Raw genomic sequence first — 20,929 nt, 5'->3', positions numbered from 1 at the left:
TGTCCGCTAGAATATCCAATTCTCGCCGACAGTCAGCGATACAATTCAGTTTCAGCACTTTCCAGGAAGTCAAAATGACAGACTCACTCAAATTGTTTACCTTCGCGTTCGGTTGCATGATTGTTCAATGCGGACTCTTGCAATCTAACGCGGTTGCTCAAGTTCCAACTGCAGGCCCCGAATACGATGTTCTTAGAGACGATGCCGGGGAGTGGGATGTTGAAATCACCAATTACGCAAGTGGAACTCCTGAAGTCACCAAAGGCATTGAATCCAACAGGATGCTAGGCGACTTTTGGCTGATCAGCAACTTTGAAGGCAAAATGATGGGGTTAGAATTCAAAGGCCATGGATGCACTGGCTACGACGCCGAGGCAAAGAAATACGTTGGAACCTGGGTGGATTCTTTGAGTCCTGGAATAATGCACATGAAAGGTGACTACGACAAAGACAAAAAGACAATGACGCTTGTCGGAATTGCACCTGGCATGGACGGCAACCCGGCCAAACACAGGTTGACCACGGTCTACAAGGGTGGAAGACGTGTGATGACCATGTACATCACTCTCCAAGGCGGCGAAGAAACTAAATTCATGCAATTGGCGTATACAAGAAAAGAGAAGTAGATGAGCTGATCATCGGCGAAGCCGAAGTCCCCGAGGGCAGTACGGCCGATGTGCTGGAGTTTCTTCAAAATACCCGTCGCCGCACGGCAAACAAGTACAATCGGTCAAACCGACAACGTTCTGGGCAACATACAATAACTATTGAAGGTCCAACGGTGCGTGAGAACAACGGCTTCCCTATTCGATTTCGATTTAGCACATTGACGCTTCTCCTGACCACTTGCGCGACGGCCTGTTTCTTCGCTATCGACCGGCACTTTCATCAGCCAATTGTTGCGGCTCATCTCTAAATCCTTTCGCAGCATCACATCCGCCAGTATGACACGTCGCCAACTCAGCCGTAAGAAAAAAGCTTGCTTCGGCATCGTGACAACGGGCCTGTGCTTACTGCTGATCGAATTCGCGTTGACGCTGCTGGGCGTCGGACGATCGACCGATCACGCGGACCCGTTTGTCGGCTTTTCAAACCAAGTCCCCTTGTTCGAACCATTCACCGATGAAGCCGGGAAATCATGGCTTCGAACGGCGGAGAACAAATTGGTTTGGTTCAACGACCAACAATTCGGCGCCGCCAAACCAGCCAACACCAAACGCATCTTTTGCGTGGGTGGATCCACGACGTTCGGACGCCCCTACGACGACACCACGTCCTTCTGCGGCTGGCTTCGAGAATGGTTGCCGCACATCGACGCAACCACCAACTGGGAAGTCGTCAACGCCGGCGGTGTTAGCTACGCGAGCTATCGTGTTGCCACCGTGATGCAGGAATTGACCGCCTACGAACCCGATGTCTTCATCGTCTACACCGGCCAGAACGAGTTCCTCGAACGTCGCACCTACGCCGACTTCTTTGATCAATCCGCAATACAGCTTTGGCTCAGCGGGTGGCTCGCCAAGACTCGCACGTATGGCTGCATCGACTCGATCCTTCGGCGTCAACGCGACACGAAACCGAATCCCAACGTCAGTGTGCTGCCCGCCGAAGTCGACGAACGACTCAATCACACCATTGGCCCATCGGACTATGTTCGCGACGATGAGTGGCGCCGCGGTGTTCGACTCCATTTCCAGTTCAACCTCAATCGAATGATCGACATCGCTCGTGCATCGGGCGCGAAGATCCTGTTTGTCGTGCCGGCGTCCAACGAAAAGGATTGCAGCCCCTTCAAGATCGAACCGGAGGCGACGGATTTCCAAGACGGCCAATCTGCTTTCGCTAAACTGGATTTCGCGCGTGCCAAGGAAGCGTTTCAGACGGCGCTGAATCTTGATATCTGCCCGCTTCGCGCCCCCGACGACTTTATGGATATCGTTCGCAACTTGCCAAAAGCCGACGACGTTTGTGTGGTCGATTTCGACCGGCAACTGCGCGAGGTCTGCCTCGCCGAACAAGGGCACGATCTACTGGGCGACGAATACTTCCTGGACCACGTTCATCCGACCATCGACGTTCACCGCCGCCTGTCGCTGTGGATCGCCGATGCGATGCGCCGGTCCGAATGGTTATCGCCCGCCGCGCTCGGCACCAAGGATATTCCCAGCGAAACGCTCGCCGACGTGGACGCGTTGATCCAAAGTCGCATCGATCCGCGTAAACAAGGAGTCGCGCTGCGAAACCTCGCCAAGGTCATGCACTGGTCGGGCAAATTCGAAGTCGCCGAAGCCCGTGCTCGCGATGCGATCGCCAAACTCAACGGTGACGCCGAAAGTCAATTCATCTTGGCCGATTGCTTACGATGGACCGGCCGGATCGATGAATCGGTACGAGTTTACCAACGTGCGGTCAACGAATTTCCTGGTGACCTGCGGGGTGCACAGCGGTTTGGGCAGTTGCTCTTGGAACTTGGCCAATACGAAACGGCTCAGGGACTTTTCTCGATCGCTGTGATCGGTTGGCCGGAAACCAACCCACGTCATTGGTCGGCACGCTACCAACTTTCACTGGCGTGCATCGGCTTGGCTGACTTTGAATCCGCGCGAACCGAGCTCCAGCGATGTCACGAGCATGATCCAAAGAATATGGACGTAACGTTTGCGCTCGCCGAATCATGTGCCGGAGTCGGCGACACCGATACCGCCCTTAAACTTTACAATCGCGTCCTCGATGCCTTCCCCAACGATGTCGAAACCCACGTGCGTCTCGGCTACCTGCAGCTCAACCGCATGGATCCACAAGCCGCCGCCGCAAGCTTCGCCACGGCTCTCTTGCTCGCCCCCGAGCACCCCCAAGCCCAAGCAGGCAAACGCATCGCGTCCCAGCTGATTGCCACCCAATCGAAGTCAAGCCCCCGAACGTAACTGGCTATCCGTGGATCGCTATCGTCAAACGACGTCCGGTGTCGGTCACTGGTGCACAATGCCGCCGCCCAAAACACGAATCGAGAGCCAATGCAACTTTTCAAAACATAAAAACGAGTCCGCGGACCTTTTCTTTGCCTGGACCTTTTCTTTGTCCTTTATCCAAAAACTTGGAACCTGACAATGTGCCGGAGTCGCATTCTGCTCTGTCGTAAAGCGATCACACCTCGGTGCAGCGCAGGATCGAAGCTCTGACGTGGCACGCACGTCTTACTGCTAGTGAATGCAATGCAATCCGCAACTGCGCCCAGCGCGGAGCACCACATGGGATGAAGGCTGGAGCGAATCCATCGCACGACGATTGGACCTCAAATCAACAATGCGACCTCGCGGGCGACCAAGAGTGCGACCGTTACCAACCGTCGATCAAAACAAAGAGGTTTGACCCATTTGATTCGGTGTGCCATTTGGACGAAGAGCTATTTTGCTTCTGCTAAGACCTCCGCCGCCTGTCGTCGTACTGCCGGATTGACGTGTTGATGCAGTTGTTTGACACGGGATTCTCCAAGCCAGTTCGGGTTGACGTCGTTCTCTCCGATCGCGGTGAGCAATCGCTGGGCGCGGGGAACCGTTCGCAGTAGTGCGTCGAGAGCCAGCTCCCGATTATGCGAATTCAGGTTGGGCAGAGCAGCAAGGATTGCCTGTCCCGCTTCAGCCGCCGGCATGTCGGACAGACCACTGACCGCCCCCATTTGCAGTTCCGCGTTAGCGTTTGTCAAATAGCCCGCCAATTGTTCGCCATGCGTCGCCCACGGAGCGAGCGCGATCAGGCGGAGTGCATCATAGCGAGTCCCTGGACGCACTTGAGCATCGTCCGACATTTCAGAGGCTTGCGATATCATTTGATTCCAGCGTGCAACCAGTGGACCATCTCCAGAGATCAGACGCTGCACACGGTCGAGGGGCCAGTCACCGGTTTGGCTGATCCCGTTGATCAATCCACCACCAACAACGACGGCCTGCCAGTCCGTGAGTGGTTGTTGCAGTTGAGGGAGACTGACGTCGAGCACTTGGAGCAGTTCCTTCGATTGATTCCGCTTTCCGGCCGCGATCGCAACTCGCCAAATCCATGGAATCCGGCGGTACTGTTCGTTCACATCGTCAGGCATGTCCGACGTGAGAGCGGTGATCATCTCCGCCGAATACTGCGGCCATTTCGCGATCAGCTCTTCCCGCTCTGCTGCGGCCAGGGTGTCGTCGAGTAGCGATCGGGCGATTTGATAGGCTTCCGAATCGGCACCCTGAACGTAGGCCAAGATGTGCGACATCTCTTGTTTGCTAATAATTTCTTCGAGGCCTTCGGGCATCGCCGACTTTCCGCTCGCGCGTAGCTCCTCCAATTGATTCCTGAGTACCACGTGTTGCTTCGCTTCCTGCTCCATCAGGGTAACGCTGGATGCTGTCTCGTTCATAATTTGACCAGACACGACGCGACCGTCGTCCATTAGAGCAGTGTACCGTTGGTACCGCGCATCCACGTCTCGGTTCGGATCCAATATCGCCTGCAGTAAAAATGCGTCGGATCGATTTGTCAGTGCGGTCAAATCGGGACCCACCTCATATCCCACACCGTCGAACTTGTGGCAAACGCTACAGTGCTTTGCAAACAGAGCTTTGCCTTGTTGAGCATCCGCTGGCAACGCAGAGACGTCCATCCAATCGGCGACGAGTTGCTTGCGATCGCTGCCGGCTCCATCACCCAACCACTTCATGGCCAAGGGGCGAGTTTTCGTTGGTTGGCGTTCGATGAATCGTTGCCGATCGTCCGCAGAAAAGTCGCTCGAGTAAAGTAAGCTGGATTGCAATCCAGTCAAGATCGACGCATCCCAGTCGGGGTGTTCCAGCAGGGTCTGGACCAACACTGTACGGACTTGCGGAGTCGCTGATTCAACGCAGGATAGTAACGCTTGGCCGCCGGCTGAGTCCCCACGCCGACCGATCGCTTGGACGGCGGCAATTTGACGATGATTGGAAAACTGTAGACTAATCAGTTTGGCAATCTCGGAGGTGATCTCGATCGGCGGTTCAGATCCAGCTTGGATGGGGGCGGGGCTCAACAGCGACTGGGAAACCGGACCGAATCGGCGTCCCAGTAGTTTCAAAGCCATTGCCGCCTGACTATCCGTGACGCTTGGATCAAGAATTCGTTTTCTTGCGGCAAGGAGGATCGATCGAGCAGCCTGCGTCTGTCGGGGTGTGATTTTGATCTGAACTTGCGCGGGCTGTTGATTGCGATCCGGCGCTTTGCCAATCCCCAGTTCACCGCTGAGAGCACGGCGGTCGAGACCGTCGAGAATTTGAGCCAAGCTTTCTAACTGCCACCATTGCCATTCATCACTGGATTCCAGAATGCGGTTGAGGGCGGATTCAATTGCCGTTGCACTGCCCATTCCAGCGGTGGTCGCAACCACCTCAGAGCCGACCAGTTCACGTGACTTTTCGGTTGCTAAAATTTGTTCCGCAATGGGACCGACGTTGCTGGGAGTTAACGAACTCAGTACCGCTGACTGCAAATAGGGATCGGTTGATTCGGTCGCCAGTTGAGTCAACGGTTTGGTCACGTCATCGGACTCAATCAATGCAATTGAGTAGGCAACCTGCATACGAACTTCGAAAGCTGGGTCGTTGGCAAGTTTCAAAACAGCCGCCGAAACCTTCGGGTCGGTTAGAGAGCTCTCGCTCATCCGTACGCCGTGTCGCCGAACGTCGGGGTGCGAATCCGCTAACGCGAGTAGGATCGCTTCGCTTGAGAGTTGCTTGAGCCCATCGAGAGCGGCCAGGGCTTGGATTCGCACCGCAGGATTTTGGCTTGTCTGAGCGATCCGCAGAAGCTCGTCGCGGGTGTCCTTGGCATCACGCCACAGCAACATTTGGTGCACTAAATCACGGATGATCCCGTTATCCGTGTCGATCGCTTTGGCTAATTCCTGGTCGTTTAATTCGCTTAGCGCGGGTTGGCTCTGCGGATCTTTGGCGGTCGGCACGACGCGATAAATCCGCCCTTTGCCCTGGCCAGCAAAGACATCGATTTCGGCCAAGGTTTCATCCGGAATCCACTTGGGGTGTTCGATCACGTAGCGGTACATGTCCACTACCCAGAGTCCACCGTCAGGCCCCGTTCTAGCTTGCACGGGTCGAAACCAACGGTCCGTTGAGGTCAGGAATTCTGAGTCCAGTTCATCAGCGGCACGCTGTCCTCGAAATGTGGCTCCCTGGCGCTCCAAGACCTGCCGATAGACCAGCTGATTCACGGGCTCGCAAGTGAACGAATTGTTGTTGTAGTCCGGGCCGAGATAGCTGTCGCGATAAATTTCGATCCCACACGCAGCCGTGGCGCGACCTGGGGCGCCGGATAAACGGAACAGCACCAGATCGTTGGGCGGAAATAGCTTGCCAGCGTTCTCGCCAGCCGGGACGTTCAGCGAGCTCAGCGGTGGCGGTACAAACGGATTGCGTTGTAGGTAATGATCCACAACCGGATAGTGACGAATCAGACTGCTATTGTCGCAACCAAACCAGTTGCCGAAATCATCACGGACTCTGCCTTGTTGGCTACGGCCTGTAACCGGTTCGATCAGTCCCAGATCAGGTTGAATTCGGAAGTCTCTGCCGGAAACATCCACGACGGCTCCTTGCTGATTTGAGATTGATCCACCAAACAATCCGCCAGAGCCGTACAACCAAATATCGAGTCCCCACCGCAGGCTGTTGACGCGTGCTTGGCCGTTATGTGTTTCAAACCCACTAAAGAGCACAGCGGATGTTTCTGCGCGTCCGTCGGCGTCTTGGTCGCGCGCAAAAATAATATTGGGGGCATCGCAGATCAGCGCGCCGTCTTTCCAGACTTTGACATCAGTGGGGTAGCGTAGCCCGTCCATAAACACGGTCGACGATTCGTAGAATCCATCACCGTCAAGATCCTTTAGCACCCGCACCTCTCCGCTGGGAACAAACTCCTCTTCAATCCCGTGACCATAGTCGGACATCTGCACAACCCAGACACTGCCGTCAGGTCCGAAATCGATCGCGACTGGGTCGGTGATCTGCGGTTCACTGGCGACCAACTGAACTTGCAGGTCAGCGTGTGTCTGAAATTCCTGCAACGCCTGCTGAGGTGATTTAGGGGGGATGCCGTCGGTGCGGCTTACCTCAAGCTGGCTCGACTCACCATTGACAACCGGAGGGTTCTTGGCGGTTTGATAACTTATCGGCACCAAGCGATGGACTTCATCGATAATCGTTTGTTCCAGTCCTTGCGCCAGTTTGTTGGGGAGTGCAAAGTACGGAGCTTCCGCGCCGGCCCCGTAACCGCCTTCGGCCCACAATCGCTCGGATGGGATATATGCGCCAAAATCGTGGCTGTAACCGTGCATCCACAAACGTGCTGGATCCAGCTCCGATTTGAGCCGCAGCGAATAGTCGACACAAACTTCGCCAGCCATAAAAACCATGCAAAGTTGGTCGCCAAAATGGCAAACTTGGAGCGGATAGGGGAGCGATTTCGGAATCTCCTCTCCGCGGTCCAAACGAGCCAATTGGGTTGTGGCGTTATAACCGGCGGGACCGCCAGCGGCCTGCATCACTTCGTATTCCTGACGCGTGGGGATGCTGTGAAAGGGTAGCTGGACACTGCCGCTGGAAACCGATAACGGCTCCGCAAGCGGCTTGATTGTGCCTCCTTTGACAAGCCTGGCGACTTCATCGCCGATCTGCATCCCTTGTTGTTGCGCGATATCGACCTTGTCGCCCGTGACACCACTATTTGGATTCTGATCGGCGCCGCAGCCAATCGACACCATCCCAATGGCAGCGGGGAAATGACGCTCGATTGCTTCGACAGCATAGCCTGCCCAATCTCCGCTTAGCAGATTTTGCGATAACGTCACGCAGTGGCAGGCGTAGGTGGTGTAGATGCCACGAACCGACTTCGCATCGTCTGCAGAACGCACGATCAAGCACGGTAACGCATGATCGACGGGACCTCCACTGGTTCGTCGATTCAAGGCGAATTTAACCTCACCGACCGTCCAGCTAAGCGATGCTGGTTGGCGATCGGCTAGGGCGGCCTGGATCACAGCAACCAGGTCGACAATCAGTTCTTCGGTGTACTGATCAAGGTGCAGCTGGTGTTCGGGAGGAATCGGCTCGGCAAAAATGTTGTCCGAGGCACCGTTCACTTTCGGTGCACTATGGGTATGGGTGAAGGTGACGATCAGGTGCTCACGCGCGAGTTTGGTGTGCTCCGCAAGCCGCCGATGAACTTCGTCAACCAAAGTCGAGCGGATGCCCAGACTGTCAAGAGTGACCAGCACGATTGGTTTTTGTTCATCGGTGCCGATCGCTAATGCTCGAGCCCACAAGGGTTGCGAAGTACCTTCCGATTCAGTCTTTCGAAACGCAAACCCATTCAGTCGAACGGGGTAAGCTGGGGAAATGTTTTGTTTGGCAATGCCAACACTATAGACCGCAGCCACAGGCGCGGGCGGTTCGGCAGCCCCCGATCCGCACCAAGTTAGCAGAGACTGGGCAAGAACCAGTGAGATCAGGCAGCCGGTAACGGGACTCGAGAACGGGAGGGAGCGGATGGCTCGTTTGTTACCAGCACTACCAAAGGTGAAGCGATTCGAGAGCATGTGGGCTAGCCAAGGTAGGAGTGGAGGAGGGCATCTTTTGATTCGCGACTCGTCAAGAATCTGCGATTGTAGTAACCACGGAGCTCGCGTGGGAACCGAAGCAGAAGATCGCCACTGCTGCATTGATATTCAAAGCGGACGCGTCTCCCGAGGATCGTAAAGCCCACCAGGAAGCAGCCAACACAATACAAAACGGGGGGAAAGGTTCCTGGACTCAATTTCCACAGCAGCGACTGGTCCCGCGATGCTCCGGTGGCCGACGCGGGATGCCTTGGTTTCGTCGACCTGGTGTTTTTCCACAGTCGGGCACTGGTGCCATCAAGCGGGATGGCGGGAAGTCGCTTTGGTTGTACTATGCCTCGACGCCAGTCATGCACCGGAGTCGGCTATGCCCCATTCGCGTTTTACTGACGTCATCGGGTGAGTCGGCCCGGGGTTGTGCAGGTCGGCCTGTGAATCAGCCAGGGCGATGCAGGCATTCTCTGGTTAGCGGAGCCGCGATGGACGCATTGACGCATTGACGCGAACGTTGCTTCGTGAGGCTGCCGCGGCGAAGGGACGAACTACGCTGCCGGAAACGAGTCGTCGCGGCGGATGCAAGTTGCGTGATCGGATATCGTTCACGCAACGCTTCGAATTCAAGCCTAGATACCGAGTTTGGCCAGCGGCGGGTTGCTGGCAAGGATCTCACCTGAATCCGATACCTTTAAATAATAGGACGACCAAATGTGGACCCGCATCGATACAGCGAAGTCACCCGGCTGCTCTAGTTTTTCCCAAATGTTCACCCGATAGTTGTCGTTGTGGTGCCGACACACCTCCACACGATGCAAACGCGGGGGCCTGCCGACTTTCTCCAAGACCTGCGACTTAATCGTTTCCGTGTGGTCTGATAGCGATGTGGAGTCATCGTTCTGCGGGGCTGCTTGATCGACTTTTGCCATTTTTTCCTCGGCCACTGATGGTAATGAGACACTGAACTGTATCGTAATTGCGTCCCGCTCGATATGAGCGAGCAAGTGCTCTGTCCCCGGGGCCGGTCCCCGGGTCCGAGTGCTCTGTCCCCGGGTCCGTCAACGACTGAACACCGAACACAACGCCTGACCCTGGCGATAGCCTCTCCCTAGGGCGCGAGACAATCCCTTCGAAGCTGCCATTGACTTCATCCAACGCCCAAAACAGAGTCAGCGTTGCACGGCCCCCCCTGATTCGTTCGGCCCACATTTCGTACACTGCACCCCTCTGCTATCAGCGCGGACCATTCGATTCTTCGTCAGTCTCGTTGCGTTTTAGCAAATGAAGTTCCCCACCCACTCTCCAAAAAGCAATTTTTGGAACCGACACGCTTCTTCCGATTCATTGAGGTTCATTACCCATGGTGTCAATTCTCGCGGACAAACTGCACGAGTACCCCCAACAAGATGTGATCGACGGAACCGCCGGAGGAGCGGATTCGATTCTCGATGACTGCCTTAATGAGAATGACGGGGTGTTGCAGCTATTGCACCGGTACGCCGGCCGGACATTTTGTACGCCGGGTAAACGCCTTCGCCTTGATGCCAAATCGTACTATCCGGACTACATGAACGGGACGGGACTCGATGAACTCTGGATGTGCTGCACCGTGCCCATCGTGACGGGTGTCATCGATACTCGCACGAATAAAGCACCGTTCCGTGAAGGTGAATCGCACGTCCTGACTCCGAACGGGCAGTTCATCTCGTTGCAGGATCTGATCGCCGCCAATCCTGAAGCTGTCATGGGTGAGAAGGTGACCGCGTTTGCGAAATCACTTTATGGAACGCCGACTTGGCCGATTGTTTCAAAGAAGTTTGACAATCTGAATCCAATCCCGCATCACCTTCACTGGTCAAAGTGGGAAGTGTACGACATCAATTCTTTCGACAATCCTGGAGTTTGTCCATCGCATTACCACACCACGGCGATGGGACTGTATCCGTTTGTGACCAAGGATGATTTTCTTGCGTGTATGAAGCGTTTCGGACAGGACGAATACAACGGGGTTCGGCATTTATCACCGCACGTGATGATGCAACTTGACAATGGTTTCGTGATGCCAAACGGTGTGCTGCACTCGCCGACGGACCTTTGCACGCACGAGCTGCATGTGACGATGGATGAGCACTTCTTGGCCGAGGATCTCACGCTTGACGGACGGATCGGAGCAGCGGATGCGTTTTATGCATGCCGGGAAGAGGACTATCCGAAGGATCGTCACGAAGACTGGGAATACTTGGTAGAGAAGTTTGACTTCGCAGCCAATCAGGATCCCGATTTCGTCCAGAAAAATCGGCGTCCGGCAATCACGGCCGAAGAATTTGCAGGTGACGGTGTCGATGCAAAGTGGATTGTTTACGGTGATTTCCTCGGCGATCAGAAGTGCTCGATCCTGCGGCTTACGGTGCAGCCTGGCGGTAAGACTCATTTTTGCCCGGAGAGCCCCGCGCTGTTCCACACCAACGGTGGAAGCGGCCGCGTTGGAAAACTCAAAGTGCAATATCACCAAGATATGATTCTCGGCGAGATCTATCCCGAAATCGGGTTCATCACTCAGGCTGCCCTTGCCAGCGGTGGCGTTGAAATTGAGAACACGGGATCCGAACCCCTTGTGTTGACCTTCGATTTCCCGCAGAACGCACATTCCAGGACGCCCGGTGCCGGGGTAACGAACTAGAGCAATTTTCGCGGGAACGCTTCGCGTGGGGTCTGGGGAACGCTTCGCGTGGGGTCTGGCCTTGTGTTCGGTTTTCCGCCCCTTGGCGTGTGGCGGATGGAGTCATTGACGAACCTGCGATGGCCCCGACTGGCGAATAAAAACTCGCGGATATTGGACAAACGCCTGCGTCGAAGGAATCAACCAAATTGAAGTCGTTGGCGTTCACTGCAGGCCAGAGGGTGATACCGCTGCTGCGACTGTGTCGTCCTCCGGCCTGGGGTGAATGGCCAAGCCAGGAACCGTTGGCTTACGCCAACGGCAGGCTGAGTGTCGGCCTCCGGCCTGGGGTGGGTTCGATATTGATTTAGCCGTCTCGTTGAGAGGCTCGGGGACTCTTGCTGGGGATCGAAAGTCTTGACGGCTTTCGCTACGCTAAAAAATTTCTCAATTAACGGCAGCCAGCACTCGCCACAATCCGAGCAGGCTGACCATTGCAACCACTGCCCAGGCGGCATAGACGCCCGCGGGCGACATCGCTAGTGGCGAGCCCGCGGTGCGTTTTTGGATGACGACCAACATCAGCGCGGCGACGATTGGCAACAACATCCCATTGGTGACTTGCGCGACGACAATCGTCAATACAGGGCTGCCGTGCATCATCATGGCAGCTGTCACGCCCGCGGCGATTACCGAGATCGCGATTGCTCGAAATGCTTTGCTGCTGGGATCAGCCGGCCACCCCAAACAACCGCAGACCGCATAGGCGGTGGCCAAGGGCGCAGTCACCGCGCTGGTCAAACCCGCACAGAACAGTCCGATCGCAAAGGCATGCCCGCTGAAAACGCCCAGCGTCGGTCGCAATCCCGCGGCAATCTGATCGGGAGTGTCCCAGCGGATTCCTTGATCGAAAAACGCTCCACTGGCCGTCAATAGGATCGCGGCCGTGACCAACCCGCCGAGTGAAATTGAAACGGCGGTATCCCATCGCGAGTGACGAATCGCATCGTTTTCCGGAACGCCGTGCCAAGTCGACGCCGAGCGACTGGCGTGCAAAAATAGGTTGTAGGGAACAATCGTGGTGCCGATCATCGCCAACACCAACGTCAGATTCTGTGACGTAACCCGGGGCACGAATAATCCTGCGGTCACTCGCCCGAGCGACGGCATTCCGGCCGCCGCGGTATACAGAAAAGCGATGCTCAACAGCACGACCAAGCAAACGAGCACGCCTTGCAGCAATCGCTCGCGGCCCACTGCGATGATCAACGTGGTGACGATCCCCAGCACCGCAGTCCAGGCTTGCGTGGATCCACCCAACAGCGAAGAGACGCCAACCACGGCGCCCGTCAGATTTCCCGTCTGATAGGCGGCGTTGCCAAACCCGATCGCGATGATCACCAACCCCAGCATAGGACGTAGCCAAGGCGAATTTTTCAGCACCGCGCGGATCGCTTCGCTGAGCCCGCTGCCGGTGAGGATCCCCAATCGTGCTGCCATCGATTGCAACAAAATCGTGCCGATCACCGCAAACAACACCGTCCACAGTAACGTGCAACCAAACTCGGTGCCCGCTCGACTGGCCGTGACCACAGTCCCAGGGCCAATGAACGCGGCGGTAACCAGCAGCCCAGGGCCGCTGGCTAGCCGAAATCGCGGCCGCGTCGGTTGCTCCGCGTCACTCATGACCGTTTTCGCTTGCTTGAGTGCTTTCGCTTGCTTGAGTGAGCGCATACAGACCAAACGTGGCTAACCAGTGGTCACCCTCGTAGTGCCCGCTGTTCACGTAAGCCAATCCCGCAGCCAGATGTTTCTCGGCACTCTCCAGCATTGGCTGACGCAACCGATGATCTTCGGGTAACGCGTTGGCGACGGCCCGCAGACACCAGGCGCGGTTTAGGTTCAGCCCCGCCAAATGAACCAACTTGCCATCCGTGAGATCGCTGACGTGTACCGGCGCGATCGTCCCATCGTGGAGTTGCACGGCGACGTCGGGTACAAATTTTTCGAGCCAGCGGACGAATGTCGCGGTTGGCATCACGCGGCGCATCAAATCGGCTTCGTTCCATCCCGACGAAAAGAAATCGTGCCCCGACGGTTCGTACTGCACCGGATAATCGACGTCGCTGCGGTAGAACGCACCGGCGCGATCGATCACCAGTTGTTCCAGCGGTTCGAGCTGCATCGCGCGGGCGTAGTCGAGAATTTGCCCCAGAGCAAATCCGGTATCGGTATGCTGACCGGTGCGGATCGGAAACGTCAATAGCGGCAAATAGGCCGTGATCCGCTCGACGAACAACGTTTCCAGCGGCCTCAAGTTCTCACGCCAAATTTGTGCATCGGCGTCGTCCCAGCGGTCGAGTTCGAGCACCAGTCGCAAATACCAAGCCCATCCGTACATGCGCTCGAAGGTCTTATGTTCATCGCGGCGAAAGAACTCGGTTTCACGCTGGATGTTTTCTTGCGTCAAGTGCGTCGCCAGCGCGGTGCGGATTTTCGGGGCGGTCTGCATCGTGGGATGGGTGCGTAGCAATCGCGCCAGCAGCCAATGCCCATGCACGCTGCTGTGCCAATCGAAGCAACCGTAGAAGGCTGGAAAGTTTTCCTGGGGCGTCTTGATCTGGTCCGCATCGACGTAGACCAGCGACAGCTTGTTAGGAAACTCGGTATCGATCGCCCCCAGCACCAACGCAGCCCACTCGTCTGCCACCGCCGCGTCGATCGTCCCAAAGCGGTTCGCCGCGTCGTCGGTTCCTCCATCGCTGGTCTGCCCCATCAAGGAACTCGTTTGCGCTGTGAAAGCGAAAAGTGACAACAGACAGACCGAAATCGGACGGAAGTGCGGCATGGAAAAACTGCTGGGGTGAAGAAGTGAAGTCGTCTGACATGAACATCGCCCCCGACATTCTAAGCCACGCGCGGCCGACGTTGCAGGCCGGAGGCCGATACACCCTCTGCCGGTGGCGTGAGTCACCGGCGAGCGGAGGTGAGAAAACATAGCCCAGCGGGCGACACACCCTCGGTCAGTGTGTCGGCCTCCGGCCTGATGGCGCCAGGTCGCCCCTAGACCGTTGGCTCACGCCAACGGCAGGACATGTGTCGGCCTCCGGCCTTGGGCACTCGCTGGTGATGCCGCCGTTTCATGATGAGTTTCTGGGGAAGCTTGATGTGGATCGCAAGCCTTGACGACTTGTTGATTTAGTGAGCCGCTCGCGCGTCAGCGGCCGGGTCCCACGCGGTACCCGGTGCCTTACGGCCCACGGCTCACTGTTGCGACTTCCGCTTCGGATTCGAAATGCACGTCAGTGTATCGGCCTCCGGTCTACTCGATTGCTACTACACCAGCAGTCTTCGAAGTTGATGGAGTGTTTGCAATGAGACTCCGGCTGATAGAAACGGGCCTTACTTACAGGCAAACAAAAAAGGTTCGGACGTTGAGCTGTTCGACCTTCGTAGACTTCAGCCACCCGCTACGCAGTCACTTCTGCGAGCTCCCTGAGACGCTTTGACCACGAAGGGAAGTCTCGTGAAATCTCTTCGAGTAAACGACACGTCGGTCCACTCACAACCGATTGCCCCTGCTCCCAGTCCTGAAGCGACCGTACCGAGACACCAAGAAATTCAGCAAAAACCGCTTGGCTCACTCGTAGTTGATTGCGAATTTGCTTCACCTCTTCGCCCGAAAAGTCTTGCGGACGAAGGTTCAACTTTACCCTACGCACGGTCAATACTTCTGGTAGATCCGAAACGTTGTCGATAGCGTCAAGCTTCTCGGTAAAACGGCGTAGTCGATCAACCATTTCACCGCCAACGGACTCTTGTTTTTTTTTGGTCATCGATATTCCCCTCCTATGATGAACGATCATGCAGAGCTTTCCAGTCAGCTGCAAACTCGTCCAAATAGACAAAGTTAAGCAAGTCCTCAGGGTTCAATGATGGTGGATGCCGCAAATCCCGTTCTTGTACCATCGATAATGCCAGTGAGCGCATAGCCACCGCTCCATAAATCGGGCGATACAACTCCTTAGGCCACTTCCTGCGCCTTCTTAACTATACGGTATGCCGGCATAGTTTTCAACGAATAAATAGCGTTATCGGGAAATCCATAACACTGTCGCTAGCAAATTTTGCTCGATAAGACAGAGAATCCAGGAATCAGCGGTTCCGCTAGTTACTGCTGCAGCCTGGAGGGCGACACAACCGCTGCCGCTGTCTCAACCTCCGGCCTTGGGGGCATTCGCTGGTGATCCGACCGTTTCATGATGAGTTTCTGGGGAAGCTTGATGTGGATCGAAAGCCTTGACGGCTTGTTGATTTAGTGATGTTTCCTGCGGCAAGGGTGCATGATGGACTTTCTAGTCCGTCAATGGCGCATTCGACGGACTAGGAAGTCCATCGTACGAATAAAACAACAAGCCGTTGACGACTTCCGCTACGGTAGAAAATGCACTATGGCTGGGCTGCGATTGGGATGGAGGACGGGACAGGGTGAGAGTTTTCTTCGGGCCAGTACTACGGTTACCTCTCCACCGACGAAGTCAGGGGGAGAGGTCGAGCACGCTCTTAAGGTGTTGCTCGGGTGAGGGGGCGTCCGCGCTATCGACCGAGCAACTCCGGTGCAAGAATCGTTTTCGTCGCCATCGACTTGCTCGGTCAGCCCCCTCACCCCAGCAAAGGAGACTGCTGATTTAGCCGCATTGATTACAAGCCGGAGGCCGATACACCCTCTGCCTGTGGCGTGAGTCACCGGCTAGCGGAGGTGAGAAAATATAGCCCAGCGGGCGACACACTCTCGGTCATGTGTCGGCCTCCGCCTGACGGCGCCAGGTCGCCCCTATACCGTTGGCTCACGCCAACGGCAGGTCATGTATCGGCCTCCGGCCTACTCGCTTGCTACTGCATCAGCAGTCTTCGAAGTTGATAAAGAGTTTGCAATGAGACTCCGGCCTTACTTGCTCGGTCGGCCCTCACCCGAGCATCGCTGAAGGCTCTGCTCGACCTCTCCCAAACGGCGTTCGGGAGAGGTGACAGTACGCGTGCGCAACGCCGGATTCTAAATAGCAGTCTTCGAAGTTCGCGGAGAGGTGGCAGAATCGCTGCTCACGCTAGGACTTCGTGGATCACATCGCCTTCGACGTTCGTTAGCCGGCGCTGGACTCCGTTGTGCTCGAACGTCAATCGCTCGTGATCGAGGCCCAATAGGTGCAGGATTGTGGCGTTGAAATCGTATAGCGGGCGAATGTCTTGTACCGCTTTCTGGCCCAGTTCATCGGTCACGCCGTGGCTGACGCCGGGCTTCACTCCCGCTCCGGTTAACCAACACGTAAAGCCGTCGGGGTTGTGGTCGCGGCCCTTCGCTCCTTTTTGGAAGAACGGCATGCGACCAAACTCGGTGCACCACACCACCAACGTGTCTTCAAGTAACCCCCGTGACTTCATGTCCTTGATCAACGCCGCAGTCGGTTGATCCAAGATGGCGGCATGTTTGTCGTATTGTTCTTTCAACTTGCTGTGTCCGTCCCAGTTCAACTCGCCACCGCTGGCGTAGGCGCCGTTGAACACTTGGACAAAGCGAACGCCACGTTCGATCATCCGCCGCGCGAGGATACAGTTGCGTGCGAATGCGGCTCGCGTTAGATTTGATTCATCGTCGGCGCCATAGCTGCGAAGCACATGCGCCGGCTCGGTACTCAGGTCGCTGATCTCAGGAACACTCAATTGCATCCGCGCCGCCAATTCGTAGCTGGCGATTCGTGCCGCCAATTTTCCGTTGCCAGGATGCTGATCCTGATGTCGTTCGTTCATCCGCTGCAACAGCGAACGGGTCGCTTGATCGGCATCCGCGCCGACGCCGTCGGAGGTCAGATGCCGAATTGGATTCTTTGAACTCAGCGGTGTGCCTTGGAATGCAGCCGGCAGGAAACCAGGCCCCCAATTGTTTGATCCATTTTGAGGAACGCCGCGAGGGTCGGGGATTGCCACGTAAGCGGGCAGGTTCGCATTTTCGCTGCCCAACGCGTATGTCGCCCACGACCCGAGACTTGGGAAACCGTCCAAAATGTTGCCGGTCGACAGGAAATTCTCGGCCGGTCCGTGCGTGTTACTCTTGCTCGTTAACGAATGAATAAACGCGATGTCGTCAGTCAATTCGGCCAAATGCGGAATCATGTCGCTGACCCATTTTCCGGTTTGACCGCGTTGCCGGAACTTGTATTGAGGTCGAGCCAGGTCTCCGGCCGGTCCTTGAAACGTCACCGCCGGACCACCGGCTAACGGCTTGCCGTCCTGTTTAATCAGCTCGGGTTTGTAGTCCCACGTCTCGAGCTGGCTAACCGCTCCAGCACAAAAAATTACCAACACATTCTTGGCCTTGGCCGGGTAATGCGAAGCACGGGGAACAAACGGTCGAGCGGGATCGATCGCGGGCGACGCAGCTTGGGCGGTGCCGCCACCGAGTAAATCGAGCAGCGCGACCGAGCCGAGTGCCGAGGCAGTGCTGCTCAGAAACCCACGTCGATTCAGTGACGAGAATTCGCTGCGGGATAGCATTGGATCGTGATCGTTCATCAGCGAAGTTTCTTCGAATCAAGGCAAGAACAAAAATTCGTTACTGTTAAACAGCGCGCGGCAAAGTGATTGCAATCCGTAATCGCGGACGACGGGGATCGCATCAGAAACCTCTTCCGCCGCGGGTTCTCGGTTTAGTGCAATCTGGTACACGCGGCGAATCTGCGGCTCGAGATCGTCTGCGTTCGATTCCGATTTTACTCGCATCGCAAAAGCTTCGGATTGTTCGAGTGTAAACCGACTGTTGAATAGATTTAGGGCTTGGATCGGCGTGGTCGATTCGATTCGCCGAGCCGTACTTTGTCCTCCATCGGGACAATCAAACGCCCCGAACACCGCATCGCGTTCGCGGCGGACTTTGTGAGCGTAAATCATTCGTCTGAGCCCGTCGCCGCTGAACGATTCGACCGGAGTGAACCCGGACAAACCACCACGCTGGTTAAACAGATTGAATCCGCGTCCGCCCATCTTGAAATCCAGCCGGCCGCCGGTCATCAGCATCGAATCGCGGATCGTTTCGGCATCCAAGCGACGCGTAGGGAAACGCCACAGCAACCGTCCGTCGGCATCGGTTGCAAACGCATCCTCATCGAACTGGGTCGATTGCCGATAGGTAGCCGACAAGACGATTGTGCGGTGCATTTGCTTGACCGACCAGCCAGAGTCGATGAATTGGCGTGCCATCCAGTCCAACAGTTCGGGGTGGGTCGGTTTCGTTCCCATCCGGCCAAAGTCGCTGGCGGTTTCGACGATCCCCATCCCAAAATGGCCCTGCCAAATCCGGTTCACCATCACGCGAGCGGTCAGCGGGTTGGCCGGATCGGTGATCCAGTCCGCCAGCACGGCTCGCCGCTGCTGCTCGGGCGAGTCGACGGGCAGCGAGACCGATCCGAATGACGCCAGCACCGCGGGTGGTACCAAGTCCTCGGGCTGCTCGGGGTCACCACGGCGAAGCAGATGAATGGCATCGGGGGTGCGGAATTTCCCGGCAAACGCCAATGGAATCTCGGCTAAGCTGGCAATCCGCTTCTCGAGCTCCGTCCTGCGGTGATGCAGCTTGGTCGCCTGAGCAGCTTCGTCGGCGGCGAGTCCTTCGGTCGAAAACGCAGCCGGTTTGGATTTGCCCGCATCAAACGGAGCTCGATCCGACGCGTCGGCGACCGTTGTCCACGCTCCATTTTCGTCCGCCACTTCGATCGTGTACTCGGTCGCTAACCGGTCAGCGAATTTGCCTTCGCGATCGCGGCCCCAGGCGACGCGTTCGATTTCCGCCGCTTCAGCCAACTCGATTTCGACCCAGCCTTTTCCCGTCTGGTTGGACATCCAGCTTCGCGAATTGCCGTAGCGTCCGTCGTTGAGAAACCGCAGCTCGTGACGGTTCTTTTGAGTTTTATTGCCCGAAGATGTGACGGTCGCACCGCGATTGTCCAATGCGAGATTGTTGCCCGCGGTGTCAAAGATCTCCAGCTCGTCGATACACGGCTCTAACTTGTTGGTCGCGTGGATCGTGAAACGCACACGCTTGGTTCGCACCGGGGCGAAACGGTCGGTATTCAGTCGTGCGTTGATCGCAGGACGCTCGGCTGCGGAACCAGCCAGTGGTGTGAAGCGAGCAAGTTGGTGATCCAGATCGGTCAGTTGCTGTTTCAGCTTTGCCGACTCGCTGCGTCGCGACTTGGCTTCGGCGGGATCAAGTTCACGATCGGCATACTCGACTCCGGCAACAAACGCCTGCATCGCGTAATAGTCGTGTAGCGAGATCGGATCAAATTTGTGGTCGTGACAGCGTGCACAGCCGACGCTCAAACCAAGAAACGTCTGGGTGATGTTGACGACGATCTCATCAATCGAATCCTGTCGTGCCAAACGCTTTGACGGTTCGTCCTTTCCAATCTGGCCCGGCAACAACACCGATGCGGTAATCAGAAATCCGGTCGCCGCATTCTGATCCAATGCATCGCCAACGATTTGTTCACGAATAAATTGGTCATAGGGAGTGTCATTGTTAAAAGCATCAATGACGTAGTCACGATAGGGCCATGCGTTTGGCCGTTCCGTGTTGACTTCGAAACCGTGCGTATCGGCATATCGCACCACGTCCAACCAATGCTGAGCCCAGCGTTCGCCGTAACGAGGCGATTGCAGCAAGCGGTCCACCACGGCTTCGTAGGCAGTGTCATCGTCGCCCACCGCTTGCAGAAACGCATCCACATCCTCGGGCGTCGGTGGCAGCCCGGTCAAATCCAAGGTCACTCGTCGCAGCCAGATTCGCGGATCGGCGGGCGGCGCCGGGATGAGGCCTTCGCTTTCTAGGCGAGCGAGCACGAAGCGGTCGACATCGCTGCGAGGCCACGCTTTGTTTTTAACGTCAGGAACAATCGCTTTCGCCAGCGGCTTGAACGACCAGTGGTCGAGTCGATCCTCGAGCACAGCAAGGTCAACGCCGTCGGGCCAGACCGCGTTTTGTTCGACCCAGCGGGTCAACGTCGCGATCTCGGCGGGCGAGAGCGGATGGTCACCGGGCGGCATCCGTGAATCTTCGTCATCGCTGCTGACCAGTTCAATCAGCGGGCTGTCGTCCACATCGCCTGGAACGACCAGCTCGCCGTAGCCATCGCCCCCTTTGAAGGCTTCGGATTTGATATCCAGTCGCAGCCCGCTCTTTTGCTTCGATTCGCCGTGACAGGAATAGCAATGTTTTTCGAAAATGGGTCGAACATCGCGAACGAAATCGACAACTTCGGCTGCAGCAAGGCTTGGCAGAATGATGGCGAGCACGACGAGGGCGAGAGCTCTTTTCATGGAATTTCTCAGCACCATTGGCAAGCGACACAGGGTGCATCGTCGGGGAGGGCGGGATTCGAACAGGGCGAGGCTTCTATCTTACCCTCAAATGCGGCAGCGTGCTGCTGATTTGAGTTAGCCATTTTGGCCAACGCGATGAAGAATTTTTTCTTATAAGGGTTGTGTCTTTTCAACGTAGCGGAAGTCGTCAAGACTTTCGATCCACGGCGAGTGTCCCCCGAAACTCTTGACGAGTTCCGCTACGAAATGCTTCACAGCGTCCTCGG

Annotated in this window: 10 protein-coding genes; 3 read left to right on the top strand and 7 right to left on the bottom strand. The window is 56.4% G+C overall.

All coding sequences use genetic code 11. The annotated features are described in order from the left end of the window. Positions 1-74: 74 nt before the first annotated feature. Positions 75-626 carry a DUF1579 domain-containing protein gene (locus tag ABEA92_RS17825; RefSeq protein WP_345685198.1) on the top strand — a complete coding sequence of 184 codons (552 nt, stop codon included), beginning with the start codon at positions 75-77 and terminating at the stop codon, positions 624-626. A 366-nt stretch (positions 627-992) separates the two neighbouring features. Continuing rightward, positions 993-2,924, top strand: a complete 1,932-nt coding sequence (locus ABEA92_RS17820; protein ID WP_345685197.1) for a tetratricopeptide repeat protein — start codon at positions 993-995, stop codon at positions 2,922-2,924. A 479-nt stretch (positions 2,925-3,403) separates the two neighbouring features. Here ABEA92_RS17820 and ABEA92_RS17815 read toward each other — a convergent pair whose 3' ends face one another. Next, positions 3,404-8,617: a neutral/alkaline non-lysosomal ceramidase N-terminal domain-containing protein gene (locus tag ABEA92_RS17815; protein WP_345685196.1), complete on the bottom strand. Its 5,214-nt coding sequence runs from the start codon at positions 8,615-8,617 to the stop codon at positions 3,404-3,406. 644 nt (positions 8,618-9,261) lie between these two features. Continuing rightward, on the bottom strand, positions 9,262-9,561 hold the full coding sequence (locus tag ABEA92_RS17810; RefSeq protein WP_345685195.1) for a hypothetical protein: 300 nt from the start codon (positions 9,559-9,561) through the stop codon (positions 9,262-9,264). A 431-nt stretch (positions 9,562-9,992) separates the two neighbouring features. Here ABEA92_RS17810 and ABEA92_RS17805 point away from each other — a divergent pair, with 431 nt between their 5' ends. Continuing rightward, positions 9,993-11,312 carry a hypothetical protein gene (locus tag ABEA92_RS17805; RefSeq protein ID WP_345685194.1) on the top strand — a complete coding sequence of 440 codons (1,320 nt, stop codon included), beginning with the start codon at positions 9,993-9,995 and terminating at the stop codon, positions 11,310-11,312. Between the two features lie 426 nt (positions 11,313-11,738). Here ABEA92_RS17805 and ABEA92_RS17800 read toward each other — a convergent pair whose 3' ends face one another. From ABEA92_RS17800 to ABEA92_RS17780, 5 genes are all read right to left on the bottom strand, one after another. Further along, entirely contained in the window at positions 11,739-12,977 is a 1,239-nt protein-coding gene (locus ABEA92_RS17800) for an Nramp family divalent metal transporter (protein WP_345685193.1), read from the bottom strand. Next, positions 12,970-14,139 (bottom strand): DUF2891 domain-containing protein, encoded by a 1,170-nt coding sequence (locus ABEA92_RS17795; protein ID WP_425572456.1) that lies wholly within the window; start codon positions 14,137-14,139, stop codon positions 12,970-12,972. Before ABEA92_RS17795 ends, ABEA92_RS17800 begins: the two co-directional genes overlap by 8 nt. A 622-nt stretch (positions 14,140-14,761) precedes the next feature. Further along, the gene (locus ABEA92_RS17790; RefSeq protein ID WP_345685191.1) at positions 14,762-15,127 is read right to left on the bottom strand and encodes a helix-turn-helix domain-containing protein; all 366 of its coding nucleotides are present in this window, start codon (positions 15,125-15,127) and stop codon (positions 14,762-14,764) included. A gap of 1,264 nt (positions 15,128-16,391) precedes the next feature. Beyond that, positions 16,392-17,858, bottom strand: coding sequence for a DUF1501 domain-containing protein (locus ABEA92_RS17785; protein WP_345685190.1), 1,467 nt, complete (start codon positions 17,856-17,858; stop codon positions 16,392-16,394). An 18-nt stretch (positions 17,859-17,876) separates the two neighbouring features. Next, the gene (locus tag ABEA92_RS17780; protein WP_345685189.1) at positions 17,877-20,660 is read right to left on the bottom strand and encodes a DUF1553 domain-containing protein; all 2,784 of its coding nucleotides are present in this window, start codon (positions 20,658-20,660) and stop codon (positions 17,877-17,879) included. Positions 20,661-20,929: the final 269 nt, after the last annotated feature.

This window comes from Novipirellula caenicola (genome assembly GCF_039545035.1).
In the GTDB taxonomy this organism is placed as follows: Bacteria; Planctomycetota; Planctomycetia; order Pirellulales; family Pirellulaceae; genus Novipirellula; species Novipirellula caenicola.
The sequence above is the reverse complement of the archived record's forward strand: the minus strand, read 5'-3'. Positions and strand labels throughout refer to the sequence as shown.

Excerpts from the sequence above, each read along its gene's own strand:
- ABEA92_RS17825 (WP_345685198.1), top strand. The coding sequence starts at position 75 with ATGACAGACTCACTCAAATTGTTTACCTTCGCGTTCGGTTGCATGATT.
- ABEA92_RS17815 (WP_345685196.1), bottom strand. The coding sequence starts at position 8,617 with ATGCTCTCGAATCGCTTCACCTTTGGTAGTGCTGGTAACAAACGAGCC.
- ABEA92_RS17810 (WP_345685195.1), bottom strand. The coding sequence starts at position 9,561 with ATGGCAAAAGTCGATCAAGCAGCCCCGCAGAACGATGACTCCACATCG.
- ABEA92_RS17805 (WP_345685194.1), top strand. The coding sequence starts at position 9,993 with ATGGTGTCAATTCTCGCGGACAAACTGCACGAGTACCCCCAACAAGAT.
- ABEA92_RS17800 (WP_345685193.1), bottom strand. The coding sequence starts at position 12,977 with ATGAGTGACGCGGAGCAACCGACGCGGCCGCGATTTCGGCTAGCCAGC.
- ABEA92_RS17795 (WP_425572456.1), bottom strand. The coding sequence starts at position 14,139 with ATGCCGCACTTCCGTCCGATTTCGGTCTGTCTGTTGTCACTTTTCGCT.
- ABEA92_RS17790 (WP_345685191.1), bottom strand. The coding sequence starts at position 15,127 with ATGACCAAAAAAAAACAAGAGTCCGTTGGCGGTGAAATGGTTGATCGA.
- ABEA92_RS17785 (WP_345685190.1), bottom strand. The coding sequence starts at position 17,858 with ATGAACGATCACGATCCAATGCTATCCCGCAGCGAATTCTCGTCACTG.
- ABEA92_RS17780 (WP_345685189.1), bottom strand. The coding sequence starts at position 20,660 with ATGAAAAGAGCTCTCGCCCTCGTCGTGCTCGCCATCATTCTGCCAAGC.